This window comes from Methylosinus sp. LW3, from assembly GCF_000527115.1.
Classification (GTDB): Bacteria; Pseudomonadota; Alphaproteobacteria; order Rhizobiales; family Beijerinckiaceae; genus Methylosinus.
This window is the reverse complement of the sequence record NZ_AZUO01000001.1, coordinates 3,108,557-3,130,318: the sequence shown is the minus strand read 5'-3', so window position 1 is coordinate 3,130,318 and position 21,762 is coordinate 3,108,557. Positions and strand designations below refer to the sequence as shown.

At 57.4% G+C, this 21,762-nt stretch carries 18 protein-coding genes and 1 pseudogene; 16 read left to right on the top strand and 3 right to left on the bottom strand.

From position 1 onward, the window contains the following. Positions 1-472 precede the first annotated feature (472 nt). Entirely contained in the window at positions 473-1,156 is a 684-nt protein-coding gene (locus METLW3_RS28315; RefSeq protein WP_157096056.1) for a hypothetical protein, read from the top strand. Between the two features lie 316 nt (positions 1,157-1,472). Continuing rightward, positions 1,473-2,516, top strand: coding sequence for a methane monooxygenase/ammonia monooxygenase subunit B (locus METLW3_RS0115635; RefSeq protein ID WP_024880806.1), 1,044 nt, complete (start codon positions 1,473-1,475; stop codon positions 2,514-2,516). A gap of 556 nt (positions 2,517-3,072) precedes the next feature. Here METLW3_RS0115635 and METLW3_RS0115630 read toward each other — a convergent pair. After that, positions 3,073-6,315 carry a glycosyltransferase gene (locus METLW3_RS0115630; protein WP_198022775.1) on the bottom strand — a complete coding sequence of 1,081 codons (3,243 nt, stop codon included), beginning with the start codon at positions 6,313-6,315 and terminating at the stop codon, positions 3,073-3,075. A 430-nt stretch (positions 6,316-6,745) separates the two neighbouring features. Between METLW3_RS0115630 and METLW3_RS27580 the strand changes: the two genes are divergently transcribed. From METLW3_RS27580 to METLW3_RS25710, 8 genes and pseudogenes are all read left to right on the top strand, one after another. Then, positions 6,746-7,584, top strand: a protein-coding gene (locus METLW3_RS27580) for an IS5 family transposase (RefSeq protein WP_157516576.1) whose coding sequence is annotated in 2 segments (ribosomal slippage) — positions 6,746-7,130 and positions 7,130-7,584 — 840 coding nt in all. Because the reading frame shifts where the segments join, the coding sequence is not laid out codon by codon here. A gap of 229 nt (positions 7,585-7,813) precedes the next feature. Continuing rightward, positions 7,814-9,682 (top strand): hypothetical protein, encoded by a 1,869-nt coding sequence (locus METLW3_RS28310; protein WP_157516575.1) that lies wholly within the window; start codon positions 7,814-7,816, stop codon positions 9,680-9,682. A 29-nt stretch (positions 9,683-9,711) separates the two neighbouring features. Continuing rightward, positions 9,712-10,101 (top strand): capsular biosynthesis protein, encoded by a 390-nt coding sequence (locus METLW3_RS0115610; protein WP_024880802.1) that lies wholly within the window; start codon positions 9,712-9,714, stop codon positions 10,099-10,101. Between the two features lie 43 nt (positions 10,102-10,144). Further along, positions 10,145-11,752, top strand: coding sequence for a hypothetical protein (locus METLW3_RS0115605; protein WP_157516574.1), 1,608 nt, complete (start codon positions 10,145-10,147; stop codon positions 11,750-11,752). 31 nt (positions 11,753-11,783) lie between these two features. Beyond that, positions 11,784-12,563: a hypothetical protein gene (locus METLW3_RS27575; RefSeq protein WP_084484847.1), complete on the top strand. Its 780-nt coding sequence runs from the start codon at positions 11,784-11,786 to the stop codon at positions 12,561-12,563. A gap of 333 nt (positions 12,564-12,896) precedes the next feature. Then, positions 12,897-13,247: a transposase gene (locus METLW3_RS0115595; protein WP_245267374.1), complete on the top strand. Its 351-nt coding sequence runs from the start codon at positions 12,897-12,899 to the stop codon at positions 13,245-13,247. Further along, positions 13,244-13,597 carry an IS66 family insertion sequence element accessory protein TnpB gene (tnpB, locus tag METLW3_RS0115590; RefSeq protein WP_024880798.1) on the top strand — a complete coding sequence of 118 codons (354 nt, stop codon included), beginning with the start codon at positions 13,244-13,246 and terminating at the stop codon, positions 13,595-13,597. The genes METLW3_RS0115595 and tnpB overlap by 4 nt, the downstream gene beginning before the upstream one ends. A 70-nt stretch (positions 13,598-13,667) precedes the next feature. Continuing rightward, positions 13,668-15,223: pseudogene (locus METLW3_RS25710) on the top strand (IS66 family transposase). Positions 15,224-15,232: 9 nt separating this feature from the next. On the opposite strand, the gene METLW3_RS28305 reads toward METLW3_RS25710, so the two are convergent. Next, positions 15,233-15,370: a hypothetical protein gene (locus tag METLW3_RS28305; RefSeq protein WP_157516573.1), complete on the bottom strand. Its 138-nt coding sequence runs from the start codon at positions 15,368-15,370 to the stop codon at positions 15,233-15,235. A gap of 1 nt (position 15,371) precedes the next feature. Here METLW3_RS28305 and METLW3_RS0115575 point away from each other — a divergent pair, with 1 nt between their 5' ends. From METLW3_RS0115575 to METLW3_RS0115555, 5 genes are all read left to right on the top strand, one after another. Continuing rightward, positions 15,372-15,707 carry a hypothetical protein gene (locus METLW3_RS0115575; RefSeq protein ID WP_024880797.1) on the top strand — a complete coding sequence of 112 codons (336 nt, stop codon included), beginning with the start codon at positions 15,372-15,374 and terminating at the stop codon, positions 15,705-15,707. A gap of 190 nt (positions 15,708-15,897) precedes the next feature. Beyond that, positions 15,898-16,608 (top strand): DNA helicase, encoded by a 711-nt coding sequence (locus METLW3_RS0115570; RefSeq protein ID WP_024880796.1) that lies wholly within the window; start codon positions 15,898-15,900, stop codon positions 16,606-16,608. Positions 16,609-16,762: 154 nt separating this feature from the next. Continuing rightward, positions 16,763-17,221, top strand: a complete 459-nt coding sequence (locus METLW3_RS0115565; protein WP_024880795.1) for a YaiI/YqxD family protein — start codon at positions 16,763-16,765, stop codon at positions 17,219-17,221. Positions 17,222-17,299: 78 nt separating this feature from the next. Beyond that, on the top strand, positions 17,300-19,147 hold the full coding sequence (gene mutL, locus METLW3_RS0115560; protein ID WP_024880794.1) for a DNA mismatch repair endonuclease MutL: 1,848 nt from the start codon (positions 17,300-17,302) through the stop codon (positions 19,145-19,147). A gap of 147 nt (positions 19,148-19,294) precedes the next feature. Further along, positions 19,295-20,365, top strand: a complete 1,071-nt coding sequence (locus METLW3_RS0115555; protein ID WP_245267372.1) for a hypothetical protein — start codon at positions 19,295-19,297, stop codon at positions 20,363-20,365. A gap of 150 nt (positions 20,366-20,515) precedes the next feature. On the opposite strand, the gene METLW3_RS0115550 is transcribed toward METLW3_RS0115555, so the two are convergent. Then, positions 20,516-20,854: a YidB family protein gene (locus METLW3_RS0115550; protein ID WP_024880792.1), complete on the bottom strand. Its 339-nt coding sequence runs from the start codon at positions 20,852-20,854 to the stop codon at positions 20,516-20,518. Between the two features lie 285 nt (positions 20,855-21,139). Between METLW3_RS0115550 and METLW3_RS28300 the strand changes: the two genes are divergently transcribed. Beyond that, positions 21,140-21,754 (top strand): hypothetical protein, encoded by a 615-nt coding sequence (locus METLW3_RS28300; protein WP_157516572.1) that lies wholly within the window; start codon positions 21,140-21,142, stop codon positions 21,752-21,754. Positions 21,755-21,762: the final 8 nt, after the last annotated feature.

Below are 21,762 nucleotides of genomic sequence, written 5' to 3'. Positions count from 1 at the left end.
TGGGTTTTCACATTCAGGACCCGATCGCTTCCAAATGCCTGGGATCACGGAACGGCTCTCGCCCTCCCTATGGACGGGAGAGAAACGCCGGTCCGGCGACGCGCCGCCTGTCCAGGGACGGGGGTCGCCGTCCCGGATGGAGCCGGCCCCCGCCCGCGTTCCACGACCCGAGGAACGCGCCCTTTCGTCGACGGGAGCGAGAGGAAGATAGGAATATTTTCAGGACACGTCAAGGGCCGACATAGAGGCGATTCGGCTCTCGAGCCGAGGTGGACCCCAGCGCATCTCCTTCTCCCGCGCGCGGGCGATCGAATGCGCGGGTCCTCCCGCAAAGCGGGGCCGGACGAGGGTCAGACGGCGAAGGGAAGAGCTGCGACCCGAAGCCCCATCGTCACAGTTCAGATCAAGTCGGACGCCCGGACTGCTACTCCACCGGAGGGGCGCGACCGATAAATTCATGTTATGATGCAATATGACTTCACTTCTAACGTTGAATGGCGTCCCGCCCCGTATTCTCGGCTCGTTGACTGAAGAACAGCGGAAAGTCGTGGCTTCTTACGCTTCCAGCGATCGGCGCGAATCTTACAATGATTGGTGGCAAAACGGCGTCCCAGAACCAATCCGCCCATTTGCAAAATTTGTTAGCGGCGCCGCGATCAGTTTTATACGTTGGGGAGCGACCATACTCGAGAATAACAGAATCGGTGTCATTTCGTCACAGATCGGAATTGGTCAATCAACCTTTGGCGGCCTCGATACAAATCTGCACTCGGATATGAGGGGGGCGTCAGAGCAGCTTAGAGAAGAGAGAATTATTTGTTTACGATTGCTCTGCGTTTCCAGCGCAGCAGCAACTTTTATCGATTTGACAGACCAAGAAAATATAGAATCCATTCTCGATTCACACAGGATCGACGATGGTCGCATCTACAAGACCGAGCTGCTGAGTCTATCGCAAAAGAATGGATACGCCGTAAGCCCGAAACCATGGGACGTTATCGTGTTCGATGCAAACACGCCACACATTCCTCCGGGCGCGCTCCAATCCAATCGGCGTGTTTTTCAGCAGGCGTGGATAGAAATACAGTTGCCTCCAGATTGGCGCCCACGCCTGAGAAGCGATAATAGGCCTTTGTTTATGTTTCCTGATTTTTGATCTTCGCAATAGTCGGCGCCGTGCGAGCTGAGCTGAAAGTCGCCTTCGGGTATCGGGCGAAGGTCGGCTCATAGCGCCGCCTCCCCGCTCGGGACGGCGAAGGGGGAACTCGACCGCGAGGAGACATTCGGGGTAGGCATCCGCCAGGGTCGGCAGCGCTGTCGTGGCGACACTCTCTCGACGACTTATCTCGTTTCGAATTTTGTCGAGTTCGACGAGGTTTCAATTTCGAAGGCGGGGCTTCCAGCGCGCGCGAAACTTGTGCTTCTGCTCGCCTCCTGTCTTGATGTCAGTCTACACACATGCGAGACATTCAATGCGCGCTGAACTCGTTGCAAAGACGTTTTTCCTTCTCACCATCTTTTTCGGAATTGTCCCGACGACGCCTGGCGACGCGCAAACGTCGAAAGGCTCGGCATTGGCCGACGAACAACAGGTAAAGCAATTCCTTTCCAGCCTGACGTCCAGCGACGCCGCGGGAAAGATAAAGGTCGCCGTTCGCGACGCCAAATATTCTCCATCGACACACGAACTCGTCATCGCCTTGTCGGTCACCAACGCCGGCGCGGAAGCGGTGCGCTTCGGGGAACTGGTCGCGGACGGTTTCCGCTTTCTCGACCCGGCGCTTTTCAAGCTCCCTGTGCCCTATCCCGAAAAATTCGTTGTCCGGTCGGCGAGCCTCGATAGCGAGGTTCCGATTTACCCGAACGGCACGCGGGAGGCGACGTTGAAGATCGGCGAGTTCGATCGCCTCCTCCAGAGCAAACGCAACGCACGTTCCCGCCGAGGCTCCTCGATAAGGATAAACGGATATCTCGCGTTCTTTTCATCCGCGGGACGCCGCTACGCCGTCCGCATCGATAAAGCCGTCGAAACGCCGGCCTCCGAGACAGCGGAGACTGCGCAAGACCAAAAGCTCAAGCGCCAGTTTCTCGACGCGCTCGACCCCGCTCATGCGCCGCCGGCCATTCAAGCCATCGTCAAGGACGCCGCTTACGACGCGGCGGCGAAAACGCTCACGCTCGAATTTCAGGCCCGCAACGTCGGCGACGAAATGGTCAAATTCGGGGAACTGATCGTCGACGAACGCCGCTTTCTAAATCCCAGGATCTATACTGCGCCGGTAAGAAACTATCCCCTGCAACTCGTCTACACGTCGGCCGCGTCTATCGACTCGGATAACGCATTGACGAGCGGAGAAACGAGAGAAGTAAAGCTCGTCGTCTCAGACTTCGACAGCGTTATGAATGCAAGAAAAAACAAGATGCCGGCGGCATTCGATGCTTTTCTCGAATTCTGGTCTCCGGTAGGCCATCGTTTCGTGACGCGGATCAACGCCAAATTTCGCGCCACCAATTAGGCGCGGCGAGGCGATTATCGTGAAGGCGGGGACTCGGTTGGAACGTCGGCTCTTGGCGCATCCTCCTCGTACGGCGACGAGGAACTTTGACCCTCAACGGCCCCATTCTCCCCGAACCGCCAACGGCAGGTTCCGCCCGTAGCGGACATTCGGGTGTCATGGCGAAGGCGTAACCCGGCCGTTGGTACGTGCGAAAGAATGAAGACTGGCATTCCCGGTCGAATCCGCTGGAACTTACGTCATTCTTTTGATTTCGAAGGTCGATCAATCCCTCCGCGCGAGAGCGATATATGAATTCGCTTTGGCCGAGCAGTGTAGCCGTTCTCTCTCGCTCTCGACATCAACTCCGGCGCTCGATTTGATCGGCGCGGCCTTCCTCGGTGCGGAGAACATTCATCGGTCAGAGCAAACCGGAAACCGGCCGCGACCACGCAATTGTAGGCCAAATGAAGCGTCACCGCCGCGCTCAAGCGGCCGGGCTTCTTGAACAGAAGAGCGTCAGCGAGCCCGACCGGCTGCCGGCGCACGGGACTCGAATTCGATCTTCGCAACGTGCTCACGAACCATCGTAAGCTCGCAGTGTCGCCTTGCCGGGAAGGCGCCGTCCAGACATGACATCGCCATTCACAATCAAGCGTTCGAGCATCGCATTCATTTGATCGGGCCAGAAGGGTGCAACGCTCTCTATCGCCTTCCCGACCAAGTCATCGCCGCCATTGTCGTGGAACGCTTCGGCGGTTTCCCTCAGCGTCTCGACCAATTCGTCCACAGTTCGCCAAGTGCAGCCGACGCCAACTTTCTCGACGATTTCCTTGGGCCCCGCCGAGTCGAAGACTACAGGGATGCAACCACAGCTCAACGCCTGAATTACCGCAATTCCGAAGTGCTCGCAAAGCTCTGGCTCTGTTTGTGCGTCACGCCCGAAGCCTGATGCATGCACATATATCCTAGCCGCGAAATATGCCTCACGCACCGCGTTAAAATCGACGTCCGTGGTGATGCTAATGTCCAACCCATCACTCGCACGTAAGACTTGCGCCAGATATTCAGGATCGTTGACCGTGCCGATCAGTTTAAGCGTCCAGCCTCTTGCAATCCTAGGATACCGTTCGATGAACGCTCGAAATCCTTCGACGATCTCCAGCTGATTTTTCGTATGCCCTCGGGCGACAAAACGGCCAACTGACAATATCGATTTGTTCTTCAGGAGCATTTTATCTGAGCCTATGGCTGCATAGGCTTTTGGAATAGTCGGATACAATACAGTTCCAGAAAAAGTGTTAGCCCCCCAATAGGTTTTCATCCAATCCAGCGTGAAGCTAGAGTTTGCCAGAAAGTAGTAGCTTGAGAGGAATTGCGCTGATGCCTCCCGAAACGGAAAAGACACGACGTAAAACGACTTGGCAGCAAAAGACGGCGCTCTGCTCAGATAGGTAGAATTGACAAAAATATCGTAGTCATGGGTCAAGTCAGGCGAAAATGCCGATATCAATCTCTTCCGTACATTGAGGTTTGAATGGCCGAAATACTCCATCATGTAGGCCATATCGAAGTCGCCCTCCGCGATGAGTTCGACCTGTCCGAAGCGGCAGAGCGCCGCTGTCAGATCGAGGGCATGCGCCTCTCCTCCGCCGAGTGTGCGCCAATAACTGTTGTAGACTCCGATGCGCAATCCAGAGCGCCGTGGCGTCTCCTTATTGTCGATCAACGGAACGATACGTTCGATGTCTCGCAGAATTTCCGGGATCATCAATGCGTATTGCCGGTCATGCTCTTTTGCGTCGAGACTTGACTGCGCCCAGTGGGTGAGATGGTTCAGATGAAGGCGGTGCTGCTCCAAAATGGCCGCATTTGAGAGTTTGTCTGCATAAATATAATCGTAGAGAATTTTATTGCGTGTGGTATGCTTCAGCCAGAAGAGTGAGTTCTCCTTCGTTGTCGAAGCATGCTTATGGTAGACGACGGCCATGGGATTATAGACGATCCTGTATCCTTTCTGTCCGAGCCATCGAGAGAGCTCGGAGTCTTCATAATATGCTTCGAATTCGGAAATGAATAGCTCTCGTCCATGCAGCGCATCCCTACGGAGCAGCACGGCCCCGCCGCAGAAAAGCTCGACGTCCGCCGGCGTATCGAATTCGCCTCCGTCAACGAAGCCAAAGCCGCGATCATAGGGATTGCCTGTCGCGTCTAGCGCAGATCCTGCGTTGTTAATTATATAATACGACGCTTTGCGGTCAACGTCCGTGAAACTGTATTCAATATCGATCGCGCCAGCGACAAGAACCAGGCTTTTCGTTCTCATACCGACATGTAATTCGACAGCCTGTCCCTCAAGACCCCGAAGATGCAGATTGATCGGCTCGTCCTGAACCGAAACGTGGAGAATCAATTCTTCGCGATTGCTAGATCCAGTAGTTTTCGAGCGCAGCGAATCTGCGGGCGCATGAGCCCAGACGGAAAAGTATTTCTTATAGGCCAAGGATTCGAGCAGTCTCGGAAGATCCAGTTCGAAAGCATATGCGCTTTCGAACCTCAATAGCTGGAATTTGGTCCAAAACCGAATTTTTGGCGCCACGGCTGCGATCAGCGGATCCCCGCGGATTGTCGTCACCATCGACTCCAGCCAATTTGCGTCGACTCGGGTATCATTGTTGAGCAAAGCGAGCAGCTCGCCAGAGCAAAAAGGTAACGCAACGTTATTCGCCTCAGCGAAGCCGAGCGACTTCTTGCTCTCCACAATATGCTTCACGCCGAATTGCGCCGCAATTTCGACAGAGTTGTCCGATGAATTGTCATCGACGAAAATCACTTCGAAATTCTTGTAGGTCTGTATGGCAAGACTCGCAAAAAGTTCGTGTAGGTGACGAGCTCCATTGAAGTTAGGAATTATGATAGAAACGAGCGGGGCTAACGACAGGGAAAAGTAACGAGCCTGGAGCGGCGCTGTAGCTCTCTTCCCTCCAGCGATCGCCTTACCAGTAACCTCCTGATTGCGCGTCTCCCGGGTCAGGTGATGCTTCAGGGGCTCGAAACCGCGTGCCAAACATTCTGGATGTCGAAGGCAATACTCCCGGGGGCTGAACCAAGGATTGGGCGAAAAACCATCGCGCCAACCGACCGAGAGATAGTGCAGCAGCGGCTCGGTCTGTAGACCGCGGACAACCAGATAGCTGTCGAGATACCATTGCGTGTCGAAATATTTACTAATTGCGCGTCCCTCCAGCCAACCGCGCGTTAAATAATCTCGCAAAGGCTCCGCGCGAGTGGTGTTTGCATTTCGCTCGTAATAAGCGACGGGATCGAAATAGATACTCGGCGCTCGCCCTTCGCGCCAGCCGAACATCACATAGTGCCGAAATGGATCCATTCTCGAGAGCGCAACGTCGGCATTTTGATCCAGATACCATTGAGGGTCGAAATATGCGTTCGGGGATCGTCCCTCGCGCCAGCCAAAGGCGAGAAAGTGTTGCAGCGGTTCAACCTCCGCCCGGGCGACATCTGGATTCTGGCTCAAATACCAGCGCGGATTGAAGTAAACGCTAGGAGACGCACCCTTTCGCCACCCTTCGGTCAAATAATGCCCGAGCGGCTCGATATTCCGCTCGCGTAAGCTGGGATTGTGCTCGAGGTACCAGGCAAGATCGAAATAAGGCGACGGATTGAGTCCCGACCTCCATCCACTCCGTAGGTAATGAGCCAATGCCTCCTTGCAAGTCGCGAGGGGACGGTTGATCCCGATGTCGCGAACCAGAATGTCTCGATATGTTGTCGTGTACCAGTCGTAGTCGAAACTCACTGAGTATCGCTTATGTGTGGCCGCTCCGATTGGCCTGATCGCGACTGATAATCGATCGAGTTTGAACATTGAGGTCGAGCCCCCGGCAATGGTGTCGCAATTTTGAATTGCGGTCCGAAATCCCGCCGAGGCGGGCGGACCGAGCCACGCTGGGTCATGAGGCGGGCGGGGCCGCATTACATCGCTGTTCTTGGGCTTTGCCGTCTGTCCGTCCGCGAGCCCACCATGACGGCTTGTCGAGTTCTCGCGACACTTATCCGTAAATTGAATTCTTTTCGCAGCCCGCCGCGAGCATCCCCGTCGAAAATCTATTGCGTGCCGCTTGCGCGCGTCATCGCGCAAGCCTTTAAGTGTCGGTCCGAAGACAAGTTGAATCGGATGAATCGCTTGTGATTCAATAGAGGCGGCCTGATTCTCGCGGAGACCGCCGATGTGGACGAATGAAAATCGCACGCGCTACGATCGTAGCAAATTGCGCTACCCGAGCGACGTGACGGACGCGGAATGGGCGCTCGTCGGACCGCTGATCCCACCGGCGAAACGGGGCGGCGGGAAGCGCACGGTCGAGATGCGCGCGGTCGTGAACGGCTTGATGTATGTGCTCTCGACCGGTTGCCAATGGCGCGCGATCCCCAAGGATTTGCCGCCCAAGAGCACGGTCCATGGCTATTTCGATCTTTGGACATACGACGGAACGCTCGATCGCATCCATCATGCTCTCTACGTGAAGTGTCGCGAAGCGGCAGGGCGCGAGGCCAGCCCAACAGCCGCGGTCATCGACAGCCAGAGCGTGAAGAGCGCAGAAAAAGGGGGCATCGCATCGATCCGCATGGCTACGATGCAGGAAAAAAGATCAAGGGCAAGAAGCGGCACATTCTCGTCGATACGATAGGCTTGCTGCTTCACGCGCTCGTTCATCCGGCCGACATTCAGGATCGCGATGGCGGCGTTCTGGTCCTGCGCACGATGTTTGGAAAATTCCCGTTTCTGCAAAAGCTGTTTGCCGACGGCGGCTATCAAGGCCCGCAGTTCCGCGACGCACAGAAGAAGGCCTTGCCGTTTGTCGACACCGAGATCGTCAAGCGCTCCGATGCGGCCAAAGGTTTCAAAGTGCTGCCTCGCCGATGGGTCGTCGAAAGAACCTTTTCTTGGCTCGGTCGCTGCCGAAGGCTGGCCAAGGACTTCGAAAACCTCAATCGCAAGGCGCTGGCGTTTCTTCACCTCGCCTCCATCCGCCTCATGCTCAGAAGGCTTTGTAATCAAGTATGAAGTTAACGGACAGACTCTAAGGCAAACTAACCAATCGTTTATAAAGCACTCCAAAAGTGGCTGTCTATAGCGTAATTATACTATATTGTAATAAGATGCTGGCGTGGTAATTCAAAACTAATAGCTTGACTAATAGCTTGCTGACGGTGCCGGTCTGGCTTATTTTGATTGTGGGCGGATATTTGTATTGTGTGTTTCAGTGTCGACAATTTGACCTAGGGCGATCGAGATGGAATCGATGCCGGATATTGTTGACGACGAGCTGCTAGGTTTAAGGCTTAGCGGTGACGACGTCGATCTCATAAAGAGCTGCATGAGTAGCGGCTTATCCGGCGGGCGACTTGCGTCCTTGAGCGCCAATTTTCTCGAGCGAGGCTCTGTCGCCGCCGCATGTGTCGCTATGCAGAGCATCTTTTCGATAGGACGCAGTGTTACGATAGACGATTTATTTTTGGCAGATAAAATCATACGGCGCCTTGCGTCGCACTTGATTGAGAACCAACTTCGTACTGACGTTCGGCCGTTGTTGTTCGATGCTATTGTCGAGCAATCCGCCAATGAACATATTTACAGACAATATTCATTTGCTTCAATTTTTTATCATCCGCATTCTATGGGCTCTGCAAACTCGGCGATTATCAGCGGATGGATGCGTCAGTTTATAGAGCAGCACCGCTCAGGCGTCGGAGAGCGCAGAAAAAAGAATATCGCAGTCAATTATTTAATTCATACGGAAAATTTAGATCCAAACGAATTGAACAGGCTGTTGGCGGCCCACGCCGACGAGCTATTTATCAAGGACTATCATGTTATATTTACATCAGATTCCGTGCTACTGGCGTGCAACGATGAGACGCCGTGGATATTAGCAAATAGTTTATATGGCCTGCTATTTATATTACAAATTGAGTGCATTGATTATATAAATGATGATTTTCGTCGTGGATATAAGAATATTCATGGCGCGCTGGAGGGACTATGCGTTGCCGCGCTCACGCGAGCGGATGCCAATATGTCGGTCACGAGACCTGACGTAATGAACTTGCTTTACTACTATATTTTCCACAGATTTGATCGCAGGTCTCGGGTTTTCGACAAACTCTCCAAGGAAGCTGTGTTTCGGCAATTGAATCAGCGGGAACCCCTTAGGCGGTCCGTGCCTCCGTCGGTAAGGCGACGGCCTTTGCGTATCGCAATCGGGGTCTCCGGCCAGATGCGCGGGTATGAAATCGCGCATAAGAGCTGGAAGGATTTAGAAAGACTAGGGGAGATAGATTATTTTGTTCACACGTGGAAGGGTATCGGCGGTCGTGAACCTGAGGGTGGCCACGCTGCGCGTATATTTAGTGGCCGGTTTCTCAATGAGTATCTCGAAGCAATCGATCTGTATGGGATTGCCGATATAAAGCAAATGCTTAGAACATTGTTTCGATGCATAAGCAATAGAAGCATTGTAGACGCAGGCAGATTGGCAGAAGTATATAATACGCAAAATATTGTTATAGAAGATGAAACTGACAACTCGTTCACGGGATGGAATGGCTCAAAAATGATGCACTATAAGGTATCGTCTGTAATTAAAAGCATTGTAGACACGGGACTAGCGTATGACATAATTATACGATTGAGGCCAGATAAAGTAATACATCATGTTGATATTGACAGAATGTTTGAACATATTAATGAGTGCTTATTTAATGACGTTGTATATTCAGATATTGGATATTTTCTACATTTCGGTGTAGGATTTTGTGTTGGGGATCAGTTCTATATGGGTGCCGCGGCTCGCGTGCAAAGAAGCATAAATATATATGAGGAGGTCGGGTTGTTGTCGGGCATTAGAACATGGGGGCTGAGCGACGAATGGGGGCCTCACTATAATGCAGCAAATATTCTCGCTGGTCAAAATATCAATGTCAAAAAGGCAGATATTGACTGGGGTCCATTGGTCGAGCAGTCGACGCTTTCTCCTCATTTTATTGTCGACGCAATCATGGAAGATTTGCAGCATCAAAACAGTGATGCGCGACGCAAGGCTGTTTTGGCGCTGCTAGCCGCGGCCCAGGCAGACGCGTTACACCCCCACAACCCTTCGTGATGCGTCCAGGCCGATTGTGAGATTACAATATGAAGCGGCTGATCGTCGATCTCGACAACACACTCACGATCGGAGAGACCGACGACTATCGTCAGGCTACGCCAAATCTAGAAATGATCGCGCGTCTTCGTGATTACCGCAAAATGGGTTTCGAGATCGCCATTCATACAAGCCGTAACATGCGTTCGTACGAGAACAGTATGGGAAAGATCGCCGCGAGGACCTTGCCTATCGTCACCGATTGGCTGGAGCGGCACGGCGTGCCTTACGATGAAATTTGGATCGGCAAGCCTTGGTGCGGGCGCGAGGGATTTTACATCGACGATCGAGCCGTCCGTCCTTCCGAATTCCTCCGTCTGTCATTCGAAGAGATAACGGACTTGTTGGCAGATGAGGTGCGCTTTGCCCAGCAACGCTGACGTACAGTCCCAATCGGTCCCGGTACCAGAGGAACCGATATTCGTGATCCTCTCCGGCGCCTATGTTACTTCGGACATTGCCGCTGAATTTGGACGTCTGCCACCGGCTTTCTTGCCGATTGGGTCGGAGCCGCTTTATGTGCGGCAGGTGGCATTTGCGCGCGAACGAACATCGACCATTCTCCTCACGATCCCGGCAGATTTCCAAATGACACGATCGGACGAGACGCGACTCGAGGATCTGCGGGTACGGATCGTCCGGTCTCCGGTCTCGCTCTCCTTGGCCACCGCCACCCAGTTTATTTTGGAAGCTTTGGATGTGCGAGGATCCTTGGTCTTGCTACACGGCGACACGCTCGTCGATATCGGGAGCGAGACACTCGACGACGTCATCGTCGTGGATGAAACGGATGATTTCTACCCTTGGGCGGATGTGGTCAACTCTGCGAAGCCAGAACAGGGTCTGTCTCTGGAAACGAGCTATGGCGACGGCGCTCGTTCACGGCTGGTCGCGAGTGGGCTATTCAGTTTCACGAACTCCTCCGCTTTTCGAGATGCGTTGAACGCTTGCCCCGATTTTATTTCGGCCGTCGACAGTTACGGCCGGCGGGTTCCGCTGCGCGCGGTCAAAGCGCAGAGATGGTACGATTTCGGCAGTTTGTCGCGCATGATGCGGTCGAGACGCGAAATTCTCGTTAGCCGCGCATTCAATACGCTCACGTGCGACGGCGTGAGCGTCGTCAAGACAAGCCGGCAAAAAGACAAGATTACCGCGGAAATCGCCTGGTATGAACAGCTGCCGTCTTCTATGCGTGCATTTACTCCGCATTTCCTGGGCGTAGTCAGGGAGAATTTGCCGGACGAATTCGAGATCGGCTATCGTTTGGAGTATCTTTACCAGCCAACACTTGCCGAGCTCTTCGTTTTCGGTCGTCTGCCGCGGTATGTCTGGCGGCAGATCATCGCGAAATGTCTGGAGTTCATTGAAGCCTGCCGCCAGATTCGACCCGAATCGGACGAGGCGTTCAGCGAGCGACGCGAACTCTTCGATTCTCTAGTGAAGAAGAAGTCGAGGAGACGTATCGAGGACTTTCTGGCCACGAGAAATATCGCGCTCTCGAACCGCATCACATTGAACGGCGTGCGCACGCCTCGTCTCGAGGACGTGCTGGACGATTTGATTTCGATGATTCCCTCGACGAGTTCGGAAACCTACTCGCTCATGCACGGGGACCTCTTTTTCGGTAATATGTTTTATGACTTCCGCGCCAAACGCGTGCGCGTCGTCGATCCCCGCGGCCATATCGATACGGGTAAGCCCACGCTGTGGGGCGATTGGAGATATGATCTCGCCAAGTTAGCGCATTCAGTGCACGGTCAATATGACCATATCCTTTTGGGATCTACAAAATTCAGAGAGTTCGGGCCTATGGAATATGAATTCAGCCGCAGCGATCGAGACGACCTGAAAGCCCTGAGCGAGGACTTTGGCGCTCTTAGCATGGGCGGCTTGTCTTGTCTCGGTCCAGAGATTCGCGCGATCGAGGGACTGCTGTTCCTTTCAATGTTGCCGATGCACGCGGAAGCGCCTCTGCGTCAGAACAAGTTTTTTTCCAATGGTTTGCTCATTCATCGTGAGCTGACATCCTAAAGCCCCGTCCGACACGAAAGCGGAGTTGAATATGTTTCTCTTCGCCATGGCTGGTCTCAGCAACCGGTTTCGTATCGCCGGGTACGACAAGCCAAAATTTTCGCTTGAGGCGCATGGCGCTTCGATGTTCGAGCACTCGGTCGTCGGCTTCTCGAAATATTTCGGCACCGAAGACTTTCTCTTCGTGACATTACGCTGCTACGATGCTGGGGAATTTATCCGGTCACGAAGTAAGCGTATAGGGATACCGCCAAAGCGTGTCCGGATTGTCGAGCTCGATGCGACGACGACCGGACAAGCCGAAACTGTGATGCTTGGACTTTTGCACGGAGGCATTCGCGCGGAAGAGCCGCTCACCATCTTCAATATCGACACTTTTCGACCTGGGTTTTCTTATCCTAATGATCTAGATCTCTCTCGTATCGACGGTTATCTCGAAACGTTCGTCGGGCTTGGAGACCATTGGTCGTTTGTGAAACCTCTGGCGGACGGAGATCCAGAGCGCCGTGTGGCCGAAGTGGCCGAAAAGCGCCGCATATCGCCTTATTGTTCCTCAGGTCTATACCATTTTCGGGCGACCGAATTGTTCCTACGCGCGTACGGATGCATCGAAACGCGCGACCCCGCCGAGTTGCAGGGCGGAGAGCGATATGTTGCGCCACTGTACAATTGTCTGATCGCCGAAGGTTACGATATCCGTTTCGCTCCCATAGAGAAATTCGAAATCATTCATTGCGGCACGCCCGTAGAATATCGTGCGGTGCTCGATCTGGAGACGATCGCGACCTTGCGCCAAATGCCGCCGTCGTAAGGGCGTTGTCACATTAACGGGCGGGTAAGCCGACACGAGCAAGACATCGAGCTCGATCGACCCTCCACGCCGATCATCCTGCCTTGCGACCGTCACGCCATCGAGCGAGTGGTCGTGAATCTCATCGAGAACGCATGTCGAGCAGAACCCGAAGGAGGGACCGTGGTCGTTCGCGTCCGTTCTGGCGCGACGATCGAAATCGTCGTAAGCGTAGCTTTGATCCCACATTCCAATTTTTCGCGTGATTTGCGAGGCTTTGGTCTCTGATACGGAGATCGGCTTGTGCATACGCATGATGATAAGCTCGAACCGAAAGCGGTCCGGCGGCTCGAGTTGATCACGGGGACCGGGCGGCGGCGAGCATGGTCGCGCGAGGAGAAGGCGCGCATTGTCGAAGAGACGCTGGCGCCGGACGCGATTGTTTCGCATATCGCTCGCCGGCATGGAGTGACGCCGCAGCAGCTATTCGGCTGGCGGCGGGAAGCGCGGCAGCAAGCAGGCGCCGATGTGCCTGAAGGTTCCTCGTTCGTGCGCGTCGTCGTCGATGCGGCGAACACGAGCGCCGCGGCGACGGATCATGCGATGATCGAGATCGTCATAGGCGCGGCGCTGGTTCGTGTTCCGCCGAATGCGGACGCCGCGACCTTGAAGATGGCCTTGCGCATCTTGAAGGCCGTGTCATGATCGTCCCAGCGAGCAATGTGAAAGTCTTGATCGCGACGAAGCCCGTTGACTTCCGAAAGGGGATGGACGGGCTTTCGGCGATCGTGAAGGAAACGCTTTCGCACGATCCTCACGGCGGCGTGATCTATGTGTTTCGGTCGAAGCGGGCCGACAGATTGAAGCTGCTGTATTGGGACGGAACGGGTCTCGTGCTTGTCACGAAGCGCTTGGAGCATTGCTCCTTTCGATGGCCCTCGATTTCGGACGCCGTGATGCGTTTGTCGCCGGGGCAGCTCTCGGCGTTGCTCGAAGGTCTCGATTGGACGCGCGTGCGCGCCGTTCGCGTGGCGGCTCCGAAAGCCGTGCTGTGAACGCGACAAAACGACTCATGCGCGGCATGTCGAATGATCGCGCGCGACAAGCTTTTGCGAATGTGCTTCCATGCGCTTCGTGAGCTTCGCCGATCCTCTTCCGACAGATCCTGACGCTTTGCGCGCTCTGCTTCTCGCGGAGCGGGAAAAGCATGCCGAGGAGCTCGCGGCGGCGGATCAGAACATCGCGCGCCTGACCACCATCATCAAGGAGTTGCAGCGCCATCGCTTCGGCGCTCGGTCGGAGAAGATCGACGCCGATCAGCTCGCCTTGATGCTCGAGGACGCAGAGCAGACTCTGGCTGCGGCGACCGCGGAATCCGAGAAGAAGCTGACCGGCGAGCAGAAGGAAGCGCGACGCAAGCGCCGCATCAATCGTGGCGCGCTTCCCGCCCATCTGCCCCGTGAGGAGATCGTCGTCGACATCGACGACAAGAGCTGTCCCTGCTGCAAGGGATTGCGGCATGTGATCGGCGAGGACGTGTCCGAGCGGCTCGATGTGACGCCGGCGCGGTTCAAGGTCATCGTCACACGCCGTCCAAAATACGCTTGCCGGAGCTGCGAGGGCGAGGTCGCGCAGGCGCCGGCGCAAGAGCGGCTGATCGAGGGCGGCGTTCCGACCGAGGCGCTCGTCGCGCATGTCGTCGTCTCCAAATACGCCGATCATCTGCCCCTCTATCGACAGGCGCAGATTTACGCGCGACAGGGCGTCGATCTCGATCGCTCGACGCTCGCCGATTGGGTCGGCCGCACCGCCTATGAGCTACGGCCCGTTCATGAGCGCCTGCTCGAAACACTGAAGAGCTCGACGCGGCTTTTCGCCGACGAAACGCCGGCGCCGGTGCTCGAACCTGGTCGAGGACGAACCAAGATCGGCCAATTCTGGGCCTATGCCCGCGACGATCGCCCTTGGAATGGTCCCGAGCCGCCCGGCGTCGCCTACATCTATGCGCCGGACCGCAAGCACGAACGGCCCGCCGCTCATCTCGCCGGCTTCGAAGGCCTGTTGCAGGTCGACGGCTATGGCGCCTATGAGGCTTTGGCGAGAGGCGGCGATGTCATGCTCGCCTTTTGTTGGGCGCATGTGCGCCGCCGTTTCTTCGAGATCCAGGCGGCGACGCCCGCGCCGATCGCCGCAGAGATGCTCACACGCATCGGCGCGCTCTATGATATCGAGCGCGACATTCACGGCAAGAGCGCCGAAACTCGCAAGAGCGCCCGCCAGGCCCGCGCCAAGCCGATCGTCGAGGCGATGAAGCCGTGGCTGGAGGCCAAGCTCACAACGATCTCAGGCAAATCCACGCTCGCCGTCGCCATTCGCTATGCCTTGTCGCGATGGGACGGGCTCGTTCGCTTCCTCGACGACGGCCGCGTCGACATCGACTCCAACGCCGTCGAACGCGCCATGCGCGTAAAAATCATCTTTTTGCCGGCTCCGACGGCGGAGCCGAGCATTGGGCCATTCTCGCTTCACTCGTCGAGACGTGCAAAAGAAATGAAATCGATCCGCAGGCCTATCTCACCGACGTCCTCTCGAAGATCGTCGCTCGCCATCCCATGAGCCGCATCGACGAGCTCCTGCCCTTCGCCTACATCAAGAACGCGCCCGAACAGGCCGTGGCCTGAAAACGACGCTTACAAATCGTCGGCCATGGCGAGTGCGTCGCCGCCGACGATCGCGAGGGGATTTTCTAGCCGTTCTGGCGAAAGAGCAATGCATCGCCAGGAGCCGGCCTCGGGCTCGCGATCAGCAGGGAGATCGTCGAGCACCACGGTGGATTTCGATCACGGAGGCGGAGCGACATTCGCGATCACTCTGCCGCAGATGTTCGAGCCGAACGCGAAGATAGAAGAAGCGCGATCCGAAGAGCTGGATACGAACCATATCGCCGGCGATGCGAAGCGAATCCCGTCCGTTCAAGAGCGAAATTCGTGGAATTTCCGAATCTTGTACGGCGCCGTCTCCGCCTATCCCGAGAACTTCAGCCGGGACACACTTGCCTATTACCTACCAATCCTGCGCGGCGAACGTCCGCGAAATCCAGGCAAAGCGGACCCTCTGGCCGTCCGCGACGAACGTCTCCTTATGGCGCGACTTTGCCGATCATGATCGAGGAAGCTGAGGTCGATCCTTGCAGCGAATCACGGGCCTCGTTAATCTCACGTCCACAGGCTCGACCCGCGCCTCCCCCCTCCTTTTGGGGAAGTATCGCACATACAGGGCAATACCATCATCGAACCATCCGTTCGAGCGTCGCATGAGGAGGGGTTGCGCATTCAGCTCGGAATGGAGGGTCTTGATGAAACTTTCTGCCCCGATATTCCAATTGAAGCGTCGAGCCAAGTTGATGGCTCGGACTAACAATGTCCCTTTGCACAAAGCTTTGGATCAAGTTGCGCATGAGGAGGGTTTTGCGCGCTGGAGCCTGCTTTCGTCGCAAGTCGGAGCGGCAACTCTGTCGAAAACGATTTTATCTCGGCTAGATGATGGTGATTTGCTGTTGTTGGCCGGTCGTCCTGGTCACGGCAAAACTACCCTTGGTCTTCAGCTATTGCTTAATTCCGCCAGCGACAACCGGAAGGCTGTGTTCTTCACATTAGAGTCCACGGAGGAGCAGGTGAGGAAACACATCCAGTCTCTGGAAAAGGAGCCTCTCGTTGGAGGCAGGTTGGAGATTGTCACGTCGGATGAAATCAGCGCGGATTACATTATCCGCCATTTGTCGGGATCGAAGCGCGGAACGGTTGCCGTCATCGACTATCTGCAAATATTAGATCAGCAGCGTAGCAAGCCAGTGCTTTCTGAGCAAGTTCTTGCTCTTCGAAATTTCGCCAGAGAGTCGGGTGTTGTCCTGGGTTTCATATCCCAGATTGACCGTTCGTTTAATCCAGAGAGTAAACGACTACCGGATATCCGGGACATCCGCCTGCCCAATCTGGTTGAGTTAGGGCTATTCACAAAAGCTTGTTTCTTGCATAGTGGGGAGGCCCAACTGCAAGACTTGGCGTAAAATGCTCAACTGCCGCGGCTCAGCAGAAGTTCCGCGGCAGTCGTCTTTCAATGACCGAAATTGGCGCGACATCGCCGGGCGTGTACGGCAATGAATGAACGGGACCTCGCTCCCGATCGGGCGACGACCGCCGCCCGATCGGCTAGAAAGCGTCATGACGATCAAAATCTACATCGACGGCGACGCATGCCCTGTGAAGGATGAGACGTATAAGGTCGCCTCTCGCTATGGGCTGCAGACTTTCGTCGTCTCCAACAGCTTCATGCAAATCCCGCGATCGCCGATGATCTCGCGGATCATCGTCGAGGCCGGAGCCGACGCGGCCGATAATTGGATCGCCGAGCAGGTCGCCGCCGGAGATGTGGTCGTCACCGCCGATATTCCTTTGGCCGCACGTGTATTGGCGAAGGACGCGCACGCCATCGCGCCCTATGGCCGCGCCTTCACCAAGGATTCGATCGGTCTGGCGCTCGCGCAGCGCTCGCTCATGGAGCATATACGCTCGACGGGCGAGGCCACTGGCGGGCCGCCGCCGTTTTCTTCGGCCGCCCGGTCGCAGTTCCTTCAGGCCTTGGACCAGGCCATCGCCCGAGAGCAGAGACGGCGACGATAGGCCGGCGTCCCGCCCCCATTTCACCGAATCGCTCCCCTCCTATAGATTGCCGCGCTCCATTCACCGCCGGCTCCCTTCATGCGCGTTCGCCGTCTCGATCCCATTCTCGTCGATCGCATCGCCGCCGGCGAGGTGATCGAGCGGCCGGCTTCCGCCGTCAAGGAGCTGGTCGAGAATGCGCTCGACGCCGGCGCCGCGCGCATCGACGTCGCCATAGAGGCGGGCGGGCGGCGGCTCATTCGCGTCATCGACGATGGATGCGGCATGAGCGCCGAGGATTTGGCGCTCGCCGTCGAGCGTCACGCCACCTCGAAAATCCCCGATGGCGATCTGACCGCCATAGCGACGCTCGGCTTTCGCGGCGAGGCGCTGCCCTCCATCGCCGCCGTCGCCGATCTGACGATCGACGCGCGCGCCGCCGGCGCCGAGGTCGGCGCGCAGATAAGGGTGGAGGCGGGCGAGAAGCGCGGGCTCAAACCCAGCAATTGGCCCAAGGGCGCGCGGGTGGAGGCGCGCGATCTCTTCGCGGCGACGCCGGCGCGGCTCAAATTTTTGAAAACCGAGCGGGCGGAGACGGCGGCCGTCGCCGATGTGGTCAAACGGCTGGCCATGGCCAATCCGGCCGTGCGCTTCTCCTTCGCGGCGGATATGGGCGCCTCCTTCGATTATCCCGCCTGCGGTGCCTCCGAGGAGGGGCGGGCGCGGCGCATCGCCCAGGCGCTGGGGACGGAATTCGCCGATAATGCGATCGCGCTGCATGCGGAGCGCGAGGCGTTTCGCCTCGAGGGGCTCGCCGGCCTGCCGACCTTTCATCGCGCCAATGCGCTGATGCAATATGTCTATGTGAACGGCCGCCCGGTGCGCGACAAGCTGTTCTCGGGCGCGATTCGGGCCGCCTATCTCGATTTTCTCTCGCATGACCGCCATCCGGCGCTGGCGCTGTTCCTCGAATGCGATCCGCGCGTCGTCGATGTGAACGTCCATCCAGCCAAGGCGGAGGTGCGCTTTTCCGATCCCGGCCGCGCGCGCGGCCTGGTGGTGGGCGCGCTGAAGGAGGCGCTGGCCTCGGCGCTCCATCGCAGCGCCGACACGCCGGCCCGCGCCGCGCTGGATGTGCTGGCCGAGCGGGCCAGAACGGCGCCCGGGCGGGAATGGTCGGCCGCTTCCGGCGCGGGCTTCTCTTCCTTCGGCGGGCCGCCGCGCCGCCAGCCGCTCGACTGGAATTTGCGCAGCTCGCCCAGCGCCCCGGCCGGCTTTGCGGAGCCGCCGCAAGCGGCTTTCGATGTGGGGCCGCCTTCGGCCGACGCGCGGCCCGCCGCCGCGCCGCCCGCGGCCGCCGCTGTGGAGAACCCGCTCGGCGCGGCGCGGGCGCAGCTGCACGAGACCTATATCGTCGCGCAGACCAAGGACGGGCTCGTCATCGTCGATCAGCACGCCGCCCATGAGCGGCTCGTCTATGAGAAATTGAAGGCGCAGCGCGAGGCGGAGGGCGTCGCCCGCCAGCTGCTGCTGGTTCCGCGCGTCGTCGAGCTGGATGCGACGCGGCTCGACGCGCTGCTGTCGGCGCAGGAGGAGCTTTCCGCCCTCGGCCTGGCGCTGGAGCCTTTCGGGCCGGGCGCCGCGCTGGTGCGGGAGACGCCGGCGGCGCTCGGCGACATAGATGTCGGAAGGCTCATCGAGGATATCGCCGATCTCCTCGCCGAGGAGGGCGACGCGCGTGGGTTGACGCGGCGGCTCGATGCGCTTTTGGCGCGCGTCGCCTGTCACCATTCGGTGCGCGCCGGCCGCCGGCTTACGGCCGAGGAGATGAATGCGCTGCTGCGCGAGATGGAGAAAACGCCGGGCGCCGGCCAGTGCAATCACGGCCGGCCGACCTATGTGGAGTTGAAGCTCGCCGACATAGAAAAGCTGTTCGGCCGCGGCTGATCGGCGCGGGACGCGGAAAAACCCTTAAGTCCGGGCGCGGCCGAGCGCTTTGATTTCAAGTCGGCGACGTGGCATTGTCGCGGCGCGACATTCGGCGCCCCGAAGGGAAATGACAGCGCCCGAGCCAGAGCGAAGGAACGCCGCGTCTTGATCGAACAAGCGATGTTTTTCGCGCTCGGGTTCCTCGCGGCCGGGCTGTTCACATTGATGTTCCTGCCCGCCTTCTGGCGGCGGGCCATGCGTCTGTCGCTGCGCCGGCTGAATATGCTGACGCCCCTCTCGATCGAGAAAATGGTGGCGGAGCGCGATCTGCTGCGCGGCGAGCTGGCCGTGCGCTATCGCCGGCTCGAGCAGCAGATGGCGACGGTCCGATCGACCAAGGCGCAGGATATGGTCGAGATCGGCCGCAACGCCGCGCGCGTCGCGCAGCTCGACGGCGAGCTGACGCAGGCTCTCGCGCGCGGCGATGAGTTCGAGCGCAAGTTCAACGAGACCAGCGGCTTCCTCGAGGAGCGCACAGCGTTGCTGCAATCGACGGAAACCGCGCTGCACGACATGACCGATCGCGTCGAGACGTTGATCTACAATCTGCGCAATGTGGAGATGGACAAGGAGCAGCTCGCCCGCCTCAGCGAGGAGAGCCGGGCCGAGGTCGTGACCCATGAGTCGAGCATCGCCAGCCTGCATGTGCAGAACGCCGAGCTGCGCCAGCGGCTGGACGCGCTGCAGATGGAATTCGCAACCGCCTCCGCCGTGGCGGAGCGTCTGTCCGCCGTCGATGGCGTGCTGGCGCGCACGACGCGCGAGCTCGACGCCGCCGTGCTGGAGACGGCCGATCTGAAGAAGGATCTCGACGAGACCCGCGCGCGGTTGGCGGCGTCGGAGCACAGCTCCGCGGCCGAGATCGCGCATCTCGAGGCGGCTCTGCGCGTCGCCCGCGCGGAGGAGCGCGACCACGCCGATCGGTTGGAGACGGCGCGTTCCGACAATGCGCTGCTGCAAGGGACGATGGACGCGCTGCGCAAGGAGCATGCGAGCCTGCGCGAGACGATGGCGGCGGCCCCGGCCGCAGCGCCCGCCGAGGCGGCGGCGACGGGCGGCGACCGCGAGGTGCTGGTTCTGCGGCAGGCGATCGTCGATCTCGGCGCCAGAATGGCGGAGATCGCCGCCGCCACGGCCGCCGATCCCGGCGAAGCGGCCCAGTCGAAGCGGGCCTGAAGCGAGCACGAGCGGAGCTTTAGCCCCGCCCGGCGTTCTTCCGAGCCTTCAGAGTGATTCCGGTTCATATTGAACCGGAATCACTTTCGATCTCCTTGTTCTGTCGTGTTTTCTTCACGCGAACCGGTTCCCACTTCGCTCGAAAACACTCTAGTGCTGCTGGGGCGGCAGCTTGCCTTCCGGCGTCGCCTTGTCGACGACCTTGGGCAGATACTCGGCCAGCGCCGCCGAGACCTTGTCCAGCGGAATGCCGAATTTATTGCCGAGCTCCTTCACCCGATCGGAGCCCAGCGTCTGCTGCACCTGCTCGGCGGAGATGGGCATGTTCGGGCCGGTGCCGACCCAGGACTTGACCTTCTCGCCATAGCCGCTCTTCTCGAAGTCTTGGAGCACGTTCTGCAAGCCGCCGCGCTTCTCGATATAGCCGTTGATCAGAGTGGCGAGCTCGACGCCGATCGCGCCGCCGATGATTCCGTCCAGCAGACCCATTTTTCATCCTCCTTGGCAGAAGCTGGGGCGCCATGATCCCGAGGGGCCATAGCGACGCTGCTCACTTAGGGCGCGGCGCTGCCGCGTCGATGCGGCGCGACCATGTGACTGAATATGTCGCGCGATGGTCCTAGCATTGCGGTCCCGATCGGTTACGCCCGCATGAGTGCTCCGCTACGACAAATTGACCTTGTTAATCATTGCGTCATCCGCGGGCCATTGGTAAGGTTGCAAGATGTAGCAGTCGCGTTTCAACTTGGTAACGCTGGTTAGAAAGTTCGTGCTATGCGTCATGAGCAAGCAAAGAAAGTCGTCCGATGCGCCGTATTGGTCGACTTGGAAAGTGCTGCAAAAATGTTCAAAGTGGATTTATATGGGACTGCTCAACGAAAAGCGATACCCGGATTGGTTTTTGCAATTCAAGAAATAGTAGCAAAAGAAATTCAAAAATTGAATTTAGCAGTGCGGTATATCGTGCGCTTGAGGTTATATCATGGATGGAGGAAGCTGTTTAGTACACAAGAAACCGTTCCCCTTAGAGGGGCGTTTTATGGACGAGAGTATCTTAGGGGCATAGGAAGACGAATTGGGTCTGTCTCTTTTCAGGATGAAATTGAATTTGGAGATGAATTGATTTGTAACACGCCTCACAAGCCGCTCTGGTATACATTCAGAGGGGATCGGCAGAAAATGGTAGATACTGCTATAGCCTGCGATTTACTTTACGGCCTAAATGCATCTATTTATGATCTTGCTGTCATAATAGGCGGGGATGATGATTTACTCCCGCCCGTATTCACGGCTACAGCTGCTGGCCACGATGTCATATTGCTCCGATCGGAAGTGAAGTCGCTATCGGAGGTTACTCCCTATCCGACTCCTGAACTCGTCTTGATCTGAGGACAATG

Excerpts from the sequence above, each read along its gene's own strand:
- METLW3_RS28315 (WP_157096056.1), top strand. The coding sequence starts at position 473 with ATGACTTCACTTCTAACGTTGAATGGCGTCCCGCCCCGTATTCTCGGC.
- METLW3_RS0115635 (WP_024880806.1), top strand. The coding sequence starts at position 1,473 with ATGCGCGCTGAACTCGTTGCAAAGACGTTTTTCCTTCTCACCATCTTT.
- METLW3_RS28310 (WP_157516575.1), top strand. The coding sequence starts at position 7,814 with ATGGAATCGATGCCGGATATTGTTGACGACGAGCTGCTAGGTTTAAGG.
- METLW3_RS0115610 (WP_024880802.1), top strand. The coding sequence starts at position 9,712 with ATGAAGCGGCTGATCGTCGATCTCGACAACACACTCACGATCGGAGAG.
- METLW3_RS27575 (WP_084484847.1), top strand. The coding sequence starts at position 11,784 with ATGTTTCTCTTCGCCATGGCTGGTCTCAGCAACCGGTTTCGTATCGCC.
- tnpB (WP_024880798.1), top strand. The coding sequence starts at position 13,244 with ATGATCGTCCCAGCGAGCAATGTGAAAGTCTTGATCGCGACGAAGCCC.
- METLW3_RS0115570 (WP_024880796.1), top strand. The coding sequence starts at position 15,898 with ATGAAACTTTCTGCCCCGATATTCCAATTGAAGCGTCGAGCCAAGTTG.
- METLW3_RS0115565 (WP_024880795.1), top strand. The coding sequence starts at position 16,763 with ATGACGATCAAAATCTACATCGACGGCGACGCATGCCCTGTGAAGGAT.
- mutL (WP_024880794.1), top strand. The coding sequence starts at position 17,300 with ATGCGCGTTCGCCGTCTCGATCCCATTCTCGTCGATCGCATCGCCGCC.
- METLW3_RS0115550 (WP_024880792.1), bottom strand. The coding sequence starts at position 20,854 with ATGGGTCTGCTGGACGGAATCATCGGCGGCGCGATCGGCGTCGAGCTC.
- METLW3_RS28300 (WP_157516572.1), top strand. The coding sequence starts at position 21,140 with ATGCGTCATGAGCAAGCAAAGAAAGTCGTCCGATGCGCCGTATTGGTC.